The organism is Bradyrhizobium sp. 1(2017), from assembly GCF_011602485.2.
GTDB lineage: Bacteria > Pseudomonadota > Alphaproteobacteria > Rhizobiales > Xanthobacteraceae > Bradyrhizobium.
This window is the reverse complement of the sequence record NZ_CP050022.2, coordinates 5,769,948-5,786,734: the sequence shown is the minus strand read 5'-3', so window position 1 is coordinate 5,786,734 and position 16,787 is coordinate 5,769,948. Positions and strand designations below refer to the sequence as shown.

Genomic DNA, 16,787 nt, shown 5'->3' with positions numbered 1-16,787 from the left:
CATGCTGAAGGACGGCACCTACGCGGCATGGTACAAGACCCCGCTCGACCAGGGGACCGGCATCGTCCATGTCGCGGATGGACAGATCTGGGGCCGCGACAGCCTGATGACGTATCACGGCGCCTGCCAGGTCGATGGGGATCGTTTCACCGCCATTGTCTCGACGAAGCGCCATACCGACGGACGCGCAACGGTCTTCGGCAACGACGAAGAACTCACGCTGAGTATCGAAGGAAACTGCCCCGGCAGGATCGCGACCTACACCGCGACGGCCGTGCAAGTGCCGGGAATGGTTCTTCAGGGCACGCTCATCCTGACGGAGCAGCCCCCGCCGGCATCTGATACAGCCGGGAAGATGCCGGCCTTCAATCCCGACAAGCTTCCGAAGTTGCCGAAGCGCTCGCGCTGAGAATTTCTCGTCGCAGGTGACACTCCGGGCCGGCCGGCTGCGCCAGCGAGGCGAGGGGTATCATTTTTCCTCCAGCCAGCCCCCGGCGAGCATCGCCGCTTGTTGCAAGGTGATGCGTCGCACCAGTGGATCCGCATGACGGTGCACGAGCTGCCAATCCGTGCCATCCTTGCGGTAGACCTCGGTCACGCGCAGCGACCAGTCCTGAGCCGCCAATCCGCCAACTTCAGCCCGCTGGCGTTCGACCATGACGAGCACGATGAGCGCGTCCGACGCATAGGTTTGCGAAACCTCGAGCTCGGTCTCGCCTTCCCTGAAGTATCGCGACAGGTCGGCGAGGCGCTTCGGGCTGGCGTCGAATCCGCGACTGGCGGGCCCGCCGAACGGCTGCATCAACGTGAAATCCGGCGCGATGCGGACAAGCTGGAGCCAGCGATCCATGTCGCCGCGCATGAAGGCGGCATTCTTGTCGCGGGCGCGTTCGATGAGGCCGGCTATCGCGTCGTGCCCGGCGGCCGCCTCTGCCGAAAGCTGAATGGACATTGCAGCCGCAGCGGCCATCATCGAGCGCCGCGACATCTTCCCCTGCGAGTCCGACCACTTGTTCACCTCGGACGGCTTCTCGGTCATTTCACGGCTCCTGATCGAATGACGAACGGGCCCATCCATGGGGCCTTGATCTTGATGAATCCAGCGATATGATTTCAGCAATATGCTGAACCAAATTGATCTATCCAGGATCGATCTGAATCTCCTCGTGCTCTTCCGCGTGGTTCTGGAAGAACGTCATGTCGCGCGCGCCGCCGCGCGGCTGAGCCTGACGCCGTCGGCGGTCAGCCATGCGCTGGGCCGGCTCCGTCTCTTGCTGAACGACCCGCTGTTTCTGCGGACGCCGAAGGGCGTCGTTCCAACCGCCCGGGCCCTGGAGCTTGGGGAGCCGGTGGCCGAGGTGATCGCGCGCATCGAACAGCTGATCGGCTCGGCCGCACCGTTCGACCCTGCGACAAGCAGCCGCCGGTTCACGATTGGCGCCCCCGATGCCGTCCTGGTCTCGTCATCCGTTCAGCTGTTACGATCGATCGCGACGGCCGCACCGCATATCGACATCGCCCTGATCCACCTGATGCCTGCACCGCGCGGCGGCGCGATCGGCGAGCCGTGGCACCAAAGTCTCGACATGCTCGAACGGCGCGAGCTCGACGTCGCAATGCTGCCGCTGCCCGCGGCATCGCCGCGATTCGAGGCACGCAGGCTCTACGACGAAGATTTCGTGCTGGCCATGCGCAAGGGACATCCCTTGGCAAAAGCGCCGTCCCGCGTCCTGTTCTCGCAATCACAACATCTGCTGGTGTCGCTCAGCGGTGAGGCGCGCGGTTTCGTCGATGAGATGTTGGCCAAGCGCGGCCTCGCGCGCCGCATCGCCTTGACCGTGCCGAATTTCATGATGGCGCTTGTCCAGCTTTCAGGGTCTGATCTGATCGCAGCGTTGCCGCGCAAATTGGCAGAGCACCATGCCGACCGTTTCGGGCTGGTGTTCGTCGAGCTGCCTTTCAAGCGCAAACCGGATACGATCCGGGCGATCGCAACCAAGGCCGCGATGAGAGACGCCGGCGTCGCGTGGCTGATGCAGGTCGTGGTCGGTTCAATCGGAGCAGGCCGGCCCTAAAACCGCCCTTTCTGAACCCTGGAACTGTCGGTCGTGCCTCGAAACCAAGAGAAGTGGAGCAGCATCAATGTCGGACAAAGTCTCGCGTCGCCAGTTTGCCGCGTTGGCGGGAGTGTCCGCAGCCGGGATTGCAAGTCCGCTCGGGGCCGCTGAGGTCAAGCCGGCGCCGCCGCGCGGCGGAAGCGGATTTCCGGCGGGCTTTGTCTGGGGCACGGCGACCTCGTCCTATCAGGTCGAGGGTGCGGTCAACGAAGACGGGCGAGGGGCCTCGATCTGGGACAAGTTCGTGCGCATCCCCGGCAAGATCGAGGACGGAACCACAGGCGATCGTGCCAACGAGCACTATCACCGCTACAAGGAGGATATCGCGCTGATCAAGGCGCTCGGCTGCAAGGCCTATCGCTTCTCGGTGGCGTGGCCGCGGGTGTTTCCGGATGGCGACGGCAAGCCCAATCCGAAAGGGCTCGACTTCTACAACCGCCTGGTCGACGAGCTTCTCAAGAACGGCATCGAGCCGTGGCTGACACTCTATCACTGGGACCTGCCGCAATCGCTGCAGGACCGTTTTGGCGGCTGGCGCTCGACCGAGACCTGCAAGATCTTTGGCGATTATGCGGCCTATATCGCGGAGCATATGACCGACCGCGTCAAGAACGTGTTCACGCTGAACGAGAGCGGCCGCTTCGTCTATTTCGGTTACGGCATCGGCATCGACGCGCCGGGCGTGACGCTGCCGCAAGCCGAGGTCAACCAGATCAGGCACAACAGCGCGCTCGCGCACGGGATTGCGGTGCAGGCGGTGCGCGCCCGTGGCCGCCAGGGCACCAGGGTAGGACCGGCCGAGAACATCGATGCCTGCGCGCCCGCGATCGACACGCCGGAGAACGTCCGCGCCGCGGAGATCGCGCTACGCGAGATGAACGCCGGCTATCTCAATGTCATCATGACGGGCCAGTACACCGACGCCTTCCTGAAATTCGCCGGGCCCAATGCGCCGAAATACACCGACGCGGAGCTGAAGATCATCTCCTCGCCGGTCGATTTCCTGGGGCTCAACGTCTACGCGCCGCAGAACTACGTGGTGGCCTCGGACCAGGGCGCGGGCTTCATGCCGCTGCCGATTCCGAAATCGTTCCCGCACATGAACTCTGACTGGCTGCGGGTCGGCCCCGAGACGATCTACTGGGTGCCGAAGCTTGCGGCCAAGATCTGGAAGACGGATGCGATCTATATCAGCGAGAACGGCGCCTCCGGTGACGACGTCGTCACGCCCGACGGCAAGATCTACGACACCGACCGCATCATGTACCTGCGCAACTATCTCGCCCAGCTCCAGCGCGCCACCGCCGAAGGCGTGCCGGTGCGCGGCTATTTCCTCTGGAGCCTGATGGACAATTTCGAGTGGGTGTACGGGCTGAACAAGCGCTTCGGGCTCTATCACGTCAATTTCGACACCCAGGTCCGCACCCCGAAGCTCAGCGCCAGTTTCTATCGCAACGTGATCGCAAACAACGCGGCGGGGGTATGATCATCTCCTTCTTCCCCTTCTTCCCCTTGTTCCGCTGAGCTCCAGCGACGGCGGATGCATGAAGCGGCCTGATTTTACGCGCAGCGGAAAATTCGGTGCGGCGCGTGAAATGCCGCACGTTGACTCAGCCCTTCCCCTGATTCAAAACGCTCCTCAACACCACGAACAAGAGGACAACGCCAATGGCTGACGCGCTGATCATCGATGCCTGCCGGACCCCGCGCGGCGTCGGCAAGGCCGGCAAGGGGGCACTCTCGGGCATTCATCCGCAGCAGCTCGGTGCAACCGTGCTGCGCGCGCTCGCCGACCGCACCGGCATCAACACCGCCGACGTCGACGACATCGTCTGGGGCTGCAGCGCGCAGGTCGCGACGCAAGGCGGCGATCTCGGGCGCATGTCGGCACTCGATGCCGGTTACGACGTGCGCGCCAGCGCCGTGACGCTCGACCGCTTCTGCGGCTCGGGCATCACCAGCGTCAACATGGCCGCAAGCTCGATCATGGCAGGGGCCGAAGATCTCGTCATTGCCGGCGGCTGCGAGATGATGTCGATGGAGGGACGCCGCGGCGGCGGTCCGATGATGATGGACAGCGGAAACCTGCGTCTGCGGGCAAAGCATCCGCAGTCGCATCAGGGCGTTTGTGCCGACGCGATCGCGACGCTGGAAGGCATCACGCGTCAGGACGTCGACGCGCTCGGCCTGGAGAGCCAGAAGCGCGCCGCGCATGCGATGGCGAACGGTTACTTCAAGAAGAGCCTCGTTCCTGTCCATCGCGAGGACGGCAGCCTCGCGCTCGACCATGAAGAATATCCGCGCCCGCAGACCACGATGGAGGGGCTGAGCAGCCTGAAGCCGGCATTCCCGGCGATCGCGGACTATGCGCTTGACGACAAGGGCACGACCTATCGCGGCCTGATCCTGCAAAAATATCCGGACCTCGAGATCGACTTCGTGCACCACGCCGGCAACTCCTCCGGCGTCGTCGACGGTGCCGCCGCGATCCTGCTGGCGTCGCCGTCTTACGCCAAGGCGCATGGCCTCAAAGCCCGCGCCCGCGTGGTGGCGATGGCGAATATGGGGGACTCGCCGACCCTGATGCTGAACGCGCCGGTGCCGGCCACGCGCAAGGTGCTGGCAAAGGCGGGGCTGACCGTCGACGACATCGATCTCTTCGAAATCAACGAGGCCTTTGCGGTGGTTGCGGAAAAATATATCCGCGACCTCAGCCTCGATCGCGCCAAGGTCAACGTCAATGGCGGCTCGATCGCGCTCGGCCATCCCATCGGCGCCACCGGCTCGATCCTGATCGGCACCGTGCTCGACGAGCTCGAGCGGCGCGATCTCAAGCGCGGTCTCGTCACCATGTGCGCGGCCGGCGGCATGGCGCCGGCGGTCATCATCGAGCGCATCTAGCGCGAGCGAAGCTCCTCGCGCGCCCCGTAAGAACAGGGTGAGAGAGCAGCTGAGACGCCGCAACACGGCGATCTAGCCCTTATTTTTCAGGGTGAATCACGACCGGCCTCCGGCAAAGGGGCCGGTCGTCGCTTGTCGAAAGCATCGAATCAGCTTTAGCAAGGTGGCTTGCGGGCCTTTGAAACAAGGCAAAAACCGCTGCCTGAGGCTCCTTCCGCTCCGGAAGCAGCTAAAATGCAGGGTTTTTTGCCTTAGAGGGCCAAAAAAGCCCGTAAAACCGCGACAAAACTGTGCAGAAGGCTATAGGCCTTCGCCGGTTGGTCTAATATGCAACCGGCAACGAATCAGAGGAGACACGATGCCAACCCAACTTTCCAAATCGCAGTTGATCGAAAAGATTGCGACCGCCACCGAGCTTTCCAAGCGCGACGTCAAGAACGTCATGGAGACGCTGACCGACGTCGGTCACAAGGAGCTCAAGAAGAACGGCCTGTTCCTGGTGCCGGGCTTCGCCAAGTTCGTGGTCATCAAGAAGCCCGCGACCAAGGCGCGCAAGGGCACCAACCCGTTCACGGGTGAAGAGATGATGTTCAAGGCCAAGCCGGCCCGCAAGATCGTCCGCGCCCGCCCGGTCAAGGCGGCCAAGGACGCCGTGGGCTAACAACGCAAAGGCCCCCTCGCATGGAGGGGGCCTTTTGTTTGGGGCAGCCGCGAGGGCCTGAGACGGAGGGCTCAACCCTTGCGGCGCTTCACCCGGACCGGGATCGGCTGAAGCCGCGGCTCGGGTCCCGCCAGCGCATCGCGCACCCGGTCGACGGCACGATCGAGCAGCTGGCGCAGCCGCTGCGTCTTCCGCGATCGCTTCGTTCTTTCCAGCAGTTTGTTCATCGCATTACTCCGCTGCCTCGACGTTGGCCTCGGCAGGTTCGAGCGCGGCGGCGATGGCCTCGTCGACGCGCTCCAGCCAGATGAATTCGAGGTTGTCCCGCGCGCTCTGCGGGATGTCGTCGTAGTCCCGCTTGTTGCGCGCCGGCAGCATCACCCGCTTCAAGCCGGCAGCGGCCGCGGCCACCACCTTCTCCTTGATCCCGCCGACCGGCAGCACCAGCCCGCGCAGCGAGATCTCGCCGGTCATCGCGGTGTCGCTGCGCACCGTGCGATTGGTGAGCAGTGACGTCAGCGCCGTGAACATCGCAACGCCCGCGCTCGGTCCGTCCTTCGGGGTGGCGCCCGCGGGGACGTGAACGTGGATGTCGCTCTTCTCGAACACCGCGGGATCGATGCCGAGCTGCGTGGCCCGGCCCTTCACCAGCGTCAGCGCCGCCTGCACGCTTTCGCGCATGACCTCGCCGAGCTGACCGGTCAGGATCATTCCGCCCCGGCCGGGCACGCGCGAGGCCTCGATGAACAGGATGTCGCCGCCGACAGGCGTCCAGGCAAGGCCAGTGGCCACGCCAGGAATGCTGGTGCGCTGCGCGATCTCGCCTTCGAAGCGCGGCTGGCCGAGCACGGTGGCGATGTCCTTCGCCTGCACCACGACCTTCGCGGCCGTGCCTTCGGCGATCTGCACCGCGGCATGGCGGAACACCTTGCCGATCTCACGCTCGAGGTTGCGGACGCCGGCTTCGCGGGTGTAGCCCTTGACGATCAGCTTCAGCGCCTCCGGCTCGATCTCGGCCTGCTCGGCCGCGAGGCCGTTGGCCTCGAGCTGCCGTCGCACCAGATAGCGCCGCGCGATCTCCAGCTTCTCGTCCTCGGTGTAGCCGGCGAGACTGATCAGCTCCATGCGATCCAGCAGCGGGCCCGGAATCTGGTCCAGCATGTTGGCGGTCGCAATGAACACCACGCGCGACAGGTCGAAGGGCACGCCCAGGTAATTGTCCCGGAAAGTCCCGTTCTGCTCGGGGTCGAGCACCTCCAGCATTGCAGCGGAAGGGTCGCCCTGCACGCCGCGGCCCATCTTGTCGATCTCGTCCAGCATCATCACGCAGTTCCGCGCGCCGGCCTTCTTGATGCCCTGGATGATGTTGCCGGGCAGGGCGCCGATATAGGTGCGCCGGTGGCCGCGGATCTCGGCCTCGTCATGCACGCCGCCCAGGCTGACGCGCACGAAGGGGCGATCCATCGCGCGCGCGATGGATTGGCCGAGCGAGGTCTTGCCGACGCCGGGCGGGCCGACGAAGCACAGGATCGGCGCCTTGCCCTGCGGGGCCAGCTTGCGCACCGCCAGATATTCGATGATCCGGCTCTTGATCTTCTCCAGGCCGAAATGATCGGCATCGAGGATGCCGCGCGCCTCCTTGATGTCGATCGGCTTCTCCGCGGGCAGCGCCCAGGGCAGCTCGATCAGCCAGTCCAGATAGGTGCGGACCATGCCGGCTTCGCCGGCGGCTTCCGGCATGCGTTCGTAGCGCCGCAGCTCCTTCCTGGCGTGCGCGTCCGCCTCCGGCGGCATGTCGGCCTTGGCGATCGCAGCGGTCAGCTCGGCGACCTCGGCCGCCTTGCCGTCGCCTTCGCCGAGCTGGCGTTGAATCGTCGCCATCTGCTCACGCAGGATCGCCTCGCGCTGCCGCTCGTCGAAAGAGGCCTTGGTCTTCTGGCCGATCTCATTGGAGATGCGCAGCACCTCCAGCCGTTCTGCCAGGTGCTTCGACACCTTCTCGACGCGCAAGGCGAGGTCGATGGTCTCCAGCACCTCCTGCTTGTCCTGCGGCTTGATGTCCATGAACGAGGTCGCCAGATCCGCCAGCGCGCCCGGCGCGCTGGTGTTCTGGAACATTGCCACCAGCTCGGGCGGTGCCTGCGGCAACAGCTCGATCGCCTCGATGGCCTGGCGCTGCAGGTTCAGCGCGCGGGCCTCGATCTCGGGCGAGGTCGTGGTCGGCTCGGGGATCTGCTGGATGCGCGCGGCCGGGAACGGCGTCCCCGGCAGGAAATCGAGGATGCGCGCGCGCTGCACGCCCTGGCAAACGATGTGATGGGTGCCATCAGGCGCGGTGATGTAGCGCACGATATTGGCGATGGTGGCGACCCGGTAGAGGTCGTCCGGCCCCGGCTCCTCGATCTCCGGGCTGCGCTGCAGGACGATGCCGACCGGCCGCTGCTCGCGCAGCGCCTGCTGCGCCGCGGCGATGGACTTGGCCCGGCCGATCGCGATCGGCGCGATGGCGCCGGGGAACAGCACCATCTCGCGCACGGGGATGACGATCAGCGCGTCGTCGGGGATCTTCACGTCGGAGCCGTTCTGGGAATTGTTTTGCGGGGTATTCATCTGTGCGGTGGCCATGATCGACCTCAGGATTTGGCGAGGCGCAGCGCGACGCAGCCGTCCATCACGAAGCGGCTGATGGCGTAGCGGCCAAGGGGCAATGCGATGCGCCGCTCGAAGCGGCCCTGCGGCAGCTCGAGCCGGTGGATGCGGGCGCTGCGAAGCTCCGGCGGCAGGGTGCGCTGGCCGGAGATGACGAGCGCGCCGTCATGGATCACCGTCTCGACATTGTCCGGGTTGACGCCGGGGAGCGCGACGAGGATCAGGAGCTCGTGCTCGGTCTCGAGCACGTCGATCGGCGGCTCCCAACAGGCTTCCTGGCGGCCGAACTGCTGGCGCAGCCGTTCGGCGCGGGTCAGCTGGTCCAGGGCTTCGGACAGCATCCAGTCGAGGGGATTTTTAGATTGCATGGCAAGTCTCGGGGAAGGCGCTGCGGTTGGAAAACGAGGATATGGGGTTGTTCCCCCGAAAATCCAGCGCGGGTCCAGGAAGCGCGTGTCCAGGACATGCCTGCCTCGTTCCGACGGGGCCTTCCCGCTCAACGCATCGGCGCCGCGGCCATGTTCCGCGGCGCCGTCGGCAACAATTCAGGCCACGCGCGGCATCAGGCCGCGGCGCGATACTCGTCTTCCGCTTCGAGATTGATCACGGACGTCGCGAGCTCGGTCAGCGTGTGATCCGTCGCTTCTTCCTCGTCCAGCGTCGCCTGGAGCAGTCTTGCCGCATCCTGCATGCCGAGCTCCTCGGCCCAGGTGCGCAGCGTGCCGTAGCGGGAGATTTCGTAATGCTCGACGGCCTGCGCCGCCGCGAGCAGACCGGCGTCGAGGGCGGGGGCTCCCTTGAAATCCTTCATGATCTCGGCACCCTCGTCGGTGATGCCGTTGATCGCCTCGCAGGGCTTGCCGCGCGCGGGCTTGCCCAGCATCTTGAAGATCTGATCGAGCCGTTTGACCTGGCCCTGGGTCTCGCGCAGATGCTTGTTGAAGGCCGCCGCAAGCTCCTTCGAGTTTGCAGCCTTCGCCATCTTGGGCAGGGTCTTGATGATCTTGTTCTCGGCGAAATAGATGTCCTTCAGCGTTTCCAGGAACAGGTCGCTCAGCATCTTCGGCGCCTGACGCGGGCGTCGCGCCGCGGTCTTCTTGGTTGCGCGTTTCTTCGCTCGTTTAGCCATACGTCCTCCTCTTGAGGCGACACGGGAAGGCGTCTCCTTCCTCAATCCTCAGGCCATGAAAACCGTTTCGAGAACGAAAGTTCCTAACTGCCGCCGGCACTCGTGGTGATCGCTCACGTCGGACGCTTGTAGGGATCCTCCTGCCGTTGCCGCGCCTCGGTGTTGCGGTCGAGTTGCGCGCGTTCGACGTGCCGCAGGCGCCCGGCCTTCATCACGCCATAGGCGAGGACCGCGCCGAGCAGGAAGGCGCCGATGAACCAGAGCCAGAGCAGGTTGGCCGAGAGCTGGCCGAGCAGCATTCCGATTCCACTGTCGCTCATTGATCGTCTCCGATGATTTGCAAAACGGCTCTGCCGGGCTAAGTCAGTCCGCCTGCCATCGTTCCTGCGTCCAGGGAGCCCACCGAGACATGATCGACTTCGCCCTCTCGGCCTTCGTGACCCTGCTGCTGGTGGTCGATCCCGTCGGCCTTGCGCCGGCCTTCCTGGCCGCCACCGGAGGCATGCCCGACACGGTCAAGCGGACGATCGCATTGCGGGCGCCGCTGATCGCCGCCTCGATCCTGGTCGTGATCGCGCTGGTCGGAAACTGGCTGCTTCGCCAGCTCGGCATCGGCGTCCCCGCCTTCCAGATCGCCGGGGGGCTGCTGCTGTTCGGCGTCTCCTACCAGATGATCTTCGGCGACCGTCCGCATCGCGAGGCCCGGGAAGCCGACAAGGCCACATCGGAGCACGCCTCCGACGTCGCCGTGTTTCCGCTCGCCATTCCGATGATGGCCGGCCCCGGCGCGATTGCGACCACGCTGCTGCTGTCGGGCGATGCCGGCTATGGCGCAAGACTGGCGATCATCATCGCGGTGGTGCTCTCGGTCTGCCTGCTCTGCATGCTGTGCTTTGTCTCGGCGGGACTGATCGCGCGCACCCTCGGGCGCACCGGAAATGCCGTGCTCTCGCGCGTGCTCGGCATGCTGCTTGCCGCCTATTCGGTGCAGTTCGTCATCAACGGCATCGCGGCCGTCCGGGCGAGCCTGCCGTAGGGGTGCGACAATCTGGTAATTCGTTGATTTTGCGGTCTATTTCGGGGGCGGGGGATCCCTCGATAAGACCGTGCGCGAGCCGGTCGCTTTCGCTTGCGCTGCCACATGGCTTTGACGTACTTCCCCTCTAACAAACGTCCATCGCCAAGAAGCTGAGAAGAAGCCGAGAAGAAACCGAGATGTCGATGACAGCGGACGAGCTCGCCAAGAGACAGGCCATCATCGACGCCTGCCGCCGCATGAACGCGCTCGGCATCAACCAGGGCACCTCGGGCAATATCAGCGTCCGACATGCGGACGGGCTTCTGGTCACGCCGACCAGCGTGCCCTATGAGGCCTTGACCCCCGACCAGATCGTGTTGATGGCGATGGACGGCTCCCATGCCCCGAGCCAGAAGCCGTCCAGCGAGTGGCGCTTCCATCGCGACATCCTGAAGTCCCGGCCCGACGTCAATGCCGTCGTCCACGCCCATCCGACCTATTGCACCATCCTGGCGATCATGGGCATGGAAATCCCGCCCGTGCACTACATGATCGCGGCCGCCGGTGGCGACACCATCCGCTGCGCACCCTATGCCACCTTCGGCACGGTGGAGCTGTCCGAGCATGCGGTGCAGGCGCTGGAGGGCCGGCTTGCCTGCCTGCTCGACCATCACGGCATGATCGCGATCGGCAAGACGCTGGACAAGGCGATGTGGCTCGCCGTCGAGGTCGAGACGCTGGCGCGGCAATATCACGGCTGCCTCCAGATCGGACAACCGCCGCTGCTCTCCAGCGCCGAGATCGAACGGGTCCGCCAGCGCATGGCCGGCTACGGCCTGTCGGAAGGGTAGGGCGGATCGAAGGTGTTCGTGCGGATCAGACATCTCGTCGATCGCAGGGGGACGAACCGCACCATGGTTCGGCTGCGCGCCCTGCTGCGCAGCAACGAGTTCTACCTGATCCCGCTCGCGCTCGTGATCGGCACGCTCGCGGGCGCGGTCGTGACGTTGATGGCTCACATCGCCCAGATCGCGCATGTCGTGATCTACGGCATTCCCATCGATGTTCACCTGTCGGCTCACGAGCGCGTCAGCCCCTGGGCGGCGCTGATCGCGCCTGCGCTCGGAGGGCTCTCGCTCGGCATCATGGAATGGTCGCGGCGGCGCATGAAGATCTCGAATGCGGTCGACCCGATCGAGGCGAATGCGCTGCGCGGCGGCAATCTCTCGATGCGCGACAGCGTGGTGGTGTCGAGCCAGACCCTGATCTCCAACGGCTGCGGCGCCTCGGTGGGCCTCGAGGCCGGCTATACCCAGATCGGCTCGGGTATCGCCTCGCTGCTCGGCAAGTTCTTCAATCTTCGCCGCAACGATCTGCGCCTGATGGTCGGCTGTGGTGCTGCCGCCGCGATCGCGGCGGCATTCGGCGCGCCGATCACCGGCGCCTTCTACGCCTGCGAACTCATCGTCGGCGTTTATGCGGTCGGCAGCGCCGCGCCGATCCTGGCGGCCTCGCTCGCCGGCGCCTTGACCGCGCAATGGCTCGGCGGCGCGCCGTACTCGCTGGAGATACCGAAGGTCAGCGCGGTCGGCGTCGAGCAGTACCTGGCCCTGATCGGGCTTGCTCTCATCACCAGCGGGGTCGGTATCGCGGTGATGCGCTCCTCGGCGATGTTCGAGCGCCTGTTCGTCTGGATGCCGGTCTGGCTGCGTCCGGTGATCGGCGGTCTCATCGTCGGCAGTTTCGCCATCATCACGCCGCAGGTGCTGGCGGCCGGCCACGGCGCCATGGTGCTGGACCTCTTCCACGACATGACGATCGGCCTGATTGCGCTGATCATTGCCTTGAAAGTGACCGCCTGCCTGATCTCGCTCGCCTCGGGCTTCCGCGGCGGCCTGTTCTTTGCCTCTCTGTTCGTCGGCAGCCTGATCGGCAAGTTCTTCGCGGCGGTGCTGCTTCTGATCAGCCCGAACTTCGCGATCGATCCGCTGGTCGCAATGCTGACCGGCATGGCGACCCTCGGCGTCGCCATCGTCGGCGGTCCTCTCACCATGTCGTTTCTCGTGCTGGAGATGACCCGCAACGTCGACGTCACCGCCGTGGTGCTGGCCGGCTGCATCGTCACCTCGATCTGCGTCCGCTTCATGTTCGGCCACTCCTTTTCGACCTGGCGCCTGCATCTGCGCGGCGAGACCATCCGCAGCGCCAACGACGTCGGCTGGCTGCGCAACCTCACCGTCGAGCGCCTGATGCGCTCCGACGTCGGCAAGGTGCCGTCGACCACGACGATCGCCGCCGCGCGCGGCGAATTCGCGCTGGGCTCGCGGCCGGGAATCGTCATCGTCAACAATGCCGACGAATATATCGGCCTCGTCCTGCTGCCCGATTTGTTCTCCAGCGATCTCGACACCATCGCCGACGACATCCAGGTGATCGAACTGGCGCGCCTGATCGACATCGTGCTGATTCCGGAAATGAACGTGAAGTCGGCGATGGCGGTGTTCGACGAGGCCGAGGCCGAGATGCTGGCGGTGGTGGATTCCACCGACAGCCGCAAGGTGGTCGGCTTCCTCACCGAGAACTTCGTCCGCCGCCGCTATGTCGAGGAGATCGACAAGGCGACGCGCGGCGTGCTGGGAGCGCTGTCTTAGGCGCCTTCTATCGGCCGGGCGGCGCTGCGACGAGGCAGGCCACGATGCGACGGACCAGTGGTAGCACCATCAGCAGCGTCGGAAAGGCGACGAGCCAAGACAACGCCCAGGCACCGGGCCAAGTCGCCAGAAATTCCGGCGTTGCCCCCAAGCTTCGCAGCGTGGAAATGACTGACACCACTGCCGTCATGAGGATGGACAGCACAAAGGGCATCACGATCGGCGCATAGCGCGCCGGCAGTTTGCGAACCGCGATCATCTGATTTCTTTCGAGGAAAAGGACGTGTCGAGCGTGGTGAACCCTGGAAAATGGCATCCATCCCGACGGCGTCGGTTGATGCGTTGGTTCACGTGAAACGCTTACGGCGACCGGAAAAAAACGGCGCGGCCGTTCATTAACCGCTCAGGTTGGATGGTTCAAGCTGCATTCGATTGTTCGGTTTACAATCGTTCGAAGCGTGGCAGAACGCCGCGATCGGGAAACCATTTCAGCGGTTTGCGCGTTAGATACTGTTTGCTTACATATGTTTTGAGCGAGAACAGAGGAAGATCTAGATGAGTGATGGACCGATGATTTCCACGGCCGGACGCAACACGGTCTTGGCCGCGTTCGCAGGCTTGGCGCTGCTCGCAAGCTCAGTGTCGCCCTCGGCCGCGGCATCCTCGGGTTCGAGCCCGGCGGTGTCCGCAAAGGCTGCCGCGGCGGGGCAGGCCTCCGCCGCCGTCACCGATTTCAGCGCCGCCCGTCGTCGTCACTACTATCGGCGCGGGCCGAACGCGGCGGGTCTTGCATTCATGGGCGCTGCGGCGGGCATCATCGGCGGGGTAATCGCCGAGCAGCGGCGGCGCGACTACTACGAGAACCGCTACTATTATGGCTATGGCCCGCGTCCTTACTACGGCGGCCCGGGCTATTACGGTGGCGGCCCTGCGTACTACGGCAGCCCCTACTACGGCTACTGATTACGGCCGTACCGAACGGCCGGTCCCGGCGTCGCTGGATGGATCCGTCATAGATCGGATCGAACCACAGGGGTCTGCGAAAGGGCGGCGCGTTGCGCCGCCTTTTCATTGCCTGCATGCCAAGTTCCCCGTGTCGCGCCCTGTCAATCCCATTGCCCGAAAATATTCCACTTTACCGAAATTCGGTTTTGGCGTATGTGTCGCCCATCCCGGCTCGCCCTTGAGGGGCGGTCCATCGTCGTTGTGATCGCAGAGTCGGGCTTGCGGTGGACGCGGTAGCGTCGCGCGCGAACAGCCAAGGGCAGGGCGGATTGCTCTCCGTGAGTCCCGGGCATCGCGTTGACGAGCGGCGCTGTCAGGTTCGTCTCGTCTGTAAGTTTCCGGCTCCGTCGACAGGGTTGGAAAAACTGCGGCGAAATGGCGGGCCGTGCGTACGGTAAAACCGTGTGGTCCTGGCCGTCGTTGCTACGGTCAAGCCCTGGCGGATGCGGCAGTCGCGTCAACCGGCGCGGTGCCGGCGACTTTCGCCGGGGTGAGGGAGGCCAGAGGGAATTCGGCTCCCGGGAGAGCACGGCATACGCCGTCCGACCATCGCGCAGGGAAGGCCGAGTGATGGGCTTCACCTGTATGCTGCTGTGCGGTCTCCTTTGCGCATTATTCGCGCAGCAGACCGCGGGTGCAAGCTGGCACCCGGCCTTCCCTGCGCCCTCTTGGATGAGAGCGTGGAGACATCAAGCAAAGCTCGGGCGAAAAGCGCCGCGAGAATGCGAAACCGTGTCTGGGTTTGGAAATGCAAGCCGAAAGAGCGACGCTGCAACCTCACGCTCCGTCATTGCGAGCGCAGCGAAGCAATCCAGAGGCTCACCCCGGTGGGATTCTGGATTGCCTCGTCGCAAGGGCTCCTCGCAATGACGTTGTGGGGAGAGTATTGCGCCACACTCCGCTCTCGCGCCCCGGACGCAGCGCAGCGCTCCTTCAGCGGTGCGCTGCAGCTTGTCCGGGACACGAGAGTGCGCAATGACGACACCAGAAGTTGCCTGGCCGCGGGCTGAATATTCGGCAAATCGCGCGCGCGGCGCCGATGGACTTGCGGGCCGCAATCCGGTTCAATGGGCCAATTGGATCTCCAGGCGACAGCGATGTCGAGATATCCACTGGTCCTGCCGCTGATCGCCTCGCCGGCGGCAGCGCAAGTCAAGACGATGCCGAAGGCCACGGCCGGGCATCTCGACCTCGCCCGCGATGCAGCACGCCCCTTGCGCGAAGCTGTCGGGAGTGCTCTTTGCCTGAAGCTTCCCTGTGGCGCCGTTGCCCCCGACCCTGCGACCCGATCCAGAGAGATGAGATGAGCAAACTCGTTATCCGCGCCGGCGATTTCACCTTCGACGCCCGTTTCGAGGAGCAGCTGGCCCCCAAGACCGTCGCCGCGTTCCGCAAGGCGCTGCCGTTCGAAAGCCACATCATCCATGTGCGCTGGAGCGGCGAAGGGGTGTGGATGCCGCTCGGCGATCTCGATTTCGGCGTCGGCTACGAGAACCACACCAGCTATCCCGCGCCCGGCCAGATCATCCTCTATCCCGGCGGCATCAGCGAGACCGAGATCCTGCTCGCCTATGGTGGCGTGCATTTCGCGAGCAAGATGGGCCAGCTCGCCGGCAACCATTTCATCACGCTGACCTCGGGGCTGGAGAACCTTGCGACCCTCGGCAAGAGCGTGCTGTGGAAGGGCGCCCTGCCGATCCGCTTCGAGGAAGTCTGAGTGGCTGACACAAGCTACCCGCGCGATCTCCGCGGCTACGGCCGCAACCCGCCGCATCCGCAATGGCCCGGCAATGCGCGGGTCGCGGTGCAGTTCGTCGTCAATTTCGAGGAGGGCGGCGAGAACAACATCCTGCACGGCGATCGCGCCTCGGAAGCCTTCCTGTCCGACGTGCTCGGCGCGCAGCCCTGGCCGGGCCAGCGCCACGCCAATATCGAATCCATGTTCGAATACGGCTCGCGCGCCGGGTTCTGGCGACTCTGGCGCATGTTCACCGCGCGCAACTGGCCAACCACCGTGTTCGGCGTCGCCACCGCGCTGAAGCGCAATCCCGAGATCGTCGCGGCGATGAAGGAGGCGGGCTGGGATATCTCCAGCCACAGCCTGAAGTGGATCGAGCACAAGGACATGACCGAGGCGCAGGAGCGCGCCGAGATCGCCGAGGCAATCCGCGTCCACCTCGAGGCGACCGGATCGCGGCCGCTCGGCTGGTACACCGGGCGCTCCTCGATCAACACCAACCGTCTCCTGATGGAGGAGGGCGGCTTCCTCTATCTCTGCGATTCCTATGCCGACGATTTGCCTTATTGGGTCAGGGGCGCAGGCCGCAAGCAGCTCATCATTCCCTATACGTTGGACGCCAACGACATGCGCTTCATCAACCCGCAGGGGTTTGCCGAAGGCGAGCAGTTCTTCACCTATCTGAAGGACGCCTTCGACGTGCTCTATGCCGAAGGCGAGAGCGCGCCGAAGATGATGTCGGTGGGTCTCCACTGCCGCCTCGCCGGCCGCCCCGGCCGCGCTGCGGGGTTGATCCGCTTCTTGGACTATATCGGTAAGCACGAACGCGTCTGGGTGCCGACGCGATTGCAGATCGCACAGCATTGGCACGACAAGCACGCGCATCTGGCGGCCGACGCTTTCGAGATCGGGTGAGAG

18 protein-coding genes are annotated in these 16,787 nt (G+C 64.8%); 11 read left to right on the top strand and 7 right to left on the bottom strand.

Translation table 11 applies throughout. From position 1 onward, the window contains the following. Window position 1: 1 nt before the first annotated feature. Window positions 2–409, top strand: coding sequence for a hypothetical protein (locus tag HAP40_RS27510; RefSeq protein WP_166814800.1), 408 nt, complete (start codon window positions 2–4; stop codon window positions 407–409). Window positions 410–469: 60 nt separating this feature from the next. On the opposite strand, the gene HAP40_RS27505 is transcribed toward HAP40_RS27510, so the two are convergent. After that, window positions 470–1,039, bottom strand: a complete 570-nt coding sequence (locus HAP40_RS27505; RefSeq protein WP_166814801.1) for a YybH family protein — start codon at window positions 1,037–1,039, stop codon at window positions 470–472. 82 nt (window positions 1,040–1,121) lie between these two features. Between HAP40_RS27505 and HAP40_RS27500 the strand changes: the two genes are divergently transcribed. From HAP40_RS27500 to HAP40_RS27485, 4 genes are all read left to right on the top strand, one after another. Next, window positions 1,122–2,075, top strand: a complete 954-nt coding sequence (locus HAP40_RS27500) for a LysR family transcriptional regulator (RefSeq protein ID WP_166814802.1) — start codon at window positions 1,122–1,124, stop codon at window positions 2,073–2,075. 67 nt (window positions 2,076–2,142) lie between these two features. After that, window positions 2,143–3,603, top strand: coding sequence for a GH1 family beta-glucosidase (locus tag HAP40_RS27495; protein ID WP_166814803.1), 1,461 nt, complete (start codon window positions 2,143–2,145; stop codon window positions 3,601–3,603). A gap of 182 nt (window positions 3,604–3,785) precedes the next feature. Then, window positions 3,786–5,018 carry an acetyl-CoA C-acetyltransferase gene (locus HAP40_RS27490; protein WP_166814804.1) on the top strand — a complete coding sequence of 411 codons (1,233 nt, stop codon included), beginning with the start codon at window positions 3,786–3,788 and terminating at the stop codon, window positions 5,016–5,018. 358 nt (window positions 5,019–5,376) lie between these two features. Continuing rightward, a complete protein-coding gene (locus tag HAP40_RS27485; RefSeq protein ID WP_166814805.1) occupies window positions 5,377–5,679 on the top strand; it encodes an HU family DNA-binding protein in 303 nt (100 codons plus the stop codon). Between the two features lie 71 nt (window positions 5,680–5,750). On the opposite strand, the gene HAP40_RS27480 is transcribed toward HAP40_RS27485, so the two are convergent. The 5 genes from HAP40_RS27480 to HAP40_RS27460 form a co-directional block, all read right to left on the bottom strand. Then, on the bottom strand, window positions 5,751–5,906 hold the full coding sequence (locus HAP40_RS27480; RefSeq protein WP_166814806.1) for a hypothetical protein: 156 nt from the start codon (window positions 5,904–5,906) through the stop codon (window positions 5,751–5,753). Window positions 5,907–5,910: 4 nt separating this feature from the next. Beyond that, the gene (gene lon / locus HAP40_RS27475) at window positions 5,911–8,304 is read right to left on the bottom strand and encodes an endopeptidase La (protein ID WP_166814807.1); all 2,394 of its coding nucleotides are present in this window, start codon (window positions 8,302–8,304) and stop codon (window positions 5,911–5,913) included. A gap of 8 nt (window positions 8,305–8,312) precedes the next feature. Continuing rightward, window positions 8,313–8,696, bottom strand: coding sequence for an Hsp20/alpha crystallin family protein (locus HAP40_RS27470; protein ID WP_166814808.1), 384 nt, complete (start codon window positions 8,694–8,696; stop codon window positions 8,313–8,315). A gap of 194 nt (window positions 8,697–8,890) precedes the next feature. Then, window positions 8,891–9,457 carry a ferritin-like domain-containing protein gene (locus HAP40_RS27465; RefSeq protein ID WP_166814809.1) on the bottom strand — a complete coding sequence of 189 codons (567 nt, stop codon included), beginning with the start codon at window positions 9,455–9,457 and terminating at the stop codon, window positions 8,891–8,893. Between the two features lie 113 nt (window positions 9,458–9,570). Further along, window positions 9,571–9,777: a hypothetical protein gene (locus HAP40_RS27460; RefSeq protein WP_166814810.1), complete on the bottom strand. Its 207-nt coding sequence runs from the start codon at window positions 9,775–9,777 to the stop codon at window positions 9,571–9,573. A gap of 89 nt (window positions 9,778–9,866) precedes the next feature. Here HAP40_RS27460 and HAP40_RS27455 point away from each other — a divergent pair, with 89 nt between their 5' ends. The 3 genes from HAP40_RS27455 to HAP40_RS27445 all read left to right on the top strand — a co-directional run bounded on the left by HAP40_RS27455 (window position 9,867) and on the right by HAP40_RS27445 (window position 13,126). Then, window positions 9,867–10,493, top strand: a complete 627-nt coding sequence (locus HAP40_RS27455) for a MarC family protein (RefSeq protein WP_166814811.1) — start codon at window positions 9,867–9,869, stop codon at window positions 10,491–10,493. A 179-nt stretch (window positions 10,494–10,672) separates the two neighbouring features. Then, a complete protein-coding gene (locus tag HAP40_RS27450; protein WP_208024881.1) occupies window positions 10,673–11,326 on the top strand; it encodes an L-fuculose-phosphate aldolase in 654 nt (217 codons plus the stop codon). Window positions 11,327–11,338: 12 nt separating this feature from the next. Beyond that, window positions 11,339–13,126, top strand: a complete 1,788-nt coding sequence (locus HAP40_RS27445; RefSeq protein ID WP_166814812.1) for a chloride channel protein — start codon at window positions 11,339–11,341, stop codon at window positions 13,124–13,126. Window positions 13,127–13,133: 7 nt separating this feature from the next. Here the strand turns inward: HAP40_RS27445 and HAP40_RS27440 are convergent, their stop codons facing one another. Beyond that, on the bottom strand, window positions 13,134–13,385 hold the full coding sequence (locus HAP40_RS27440; protein WP_166814813.1) for a DUF2798 domain-containing protein: 252 nt from the start codon (window positions 13,383–13,385) through the stop codon (window positions 13,134–13,136). Between the two features lie 296 nt (window positions 13,386–13,681). Here HAP40_RS27440 and HAP40_RS27435 point away from each other — a divergent pair, with 296 nt between their 5' ends. From HAP40_RS27435 to puuE, 3 genes are all read left to right on the top strand, one after another. Beyond that, window positions 13,682–14,089 carry a hypothetical protein gene (locus tag HAP40_RS27435; RefSeq protein ID WP_166814814.1) on the top strand — a complete coding sequence of 136 codons (408 nt, stop codon included), beginning with the start codon at window positions 13,682–13,684 and terminating at the stop codon, window positions 14,087–14,089. A gap of 1,345 nt (window positions 14,090–15,434) precedes the next feature. Further along, window positions 15,435–15,848, top strand: a complete 414-nt coding sequence (locus HAP40_RS27430; RefSeq protein ID WP_014493672.1) for a DUF3830 family protein — start codon at window positions 15,435–15,437, stop codon at window positions 15,846–15,848. Then, a complete protein-coding gene (gene puuE, locus HAP40_RS27425) occupies window positions 15,849–16,784 on the top strand; it encodes an allantoinase PuuE (protein WP_166814815.1) in 936 nt (311 codons plus the stop codon). It begins immediately after the preceding gene. Window positions 16,785–16,787: the final 3 nt, after the last annotated feature.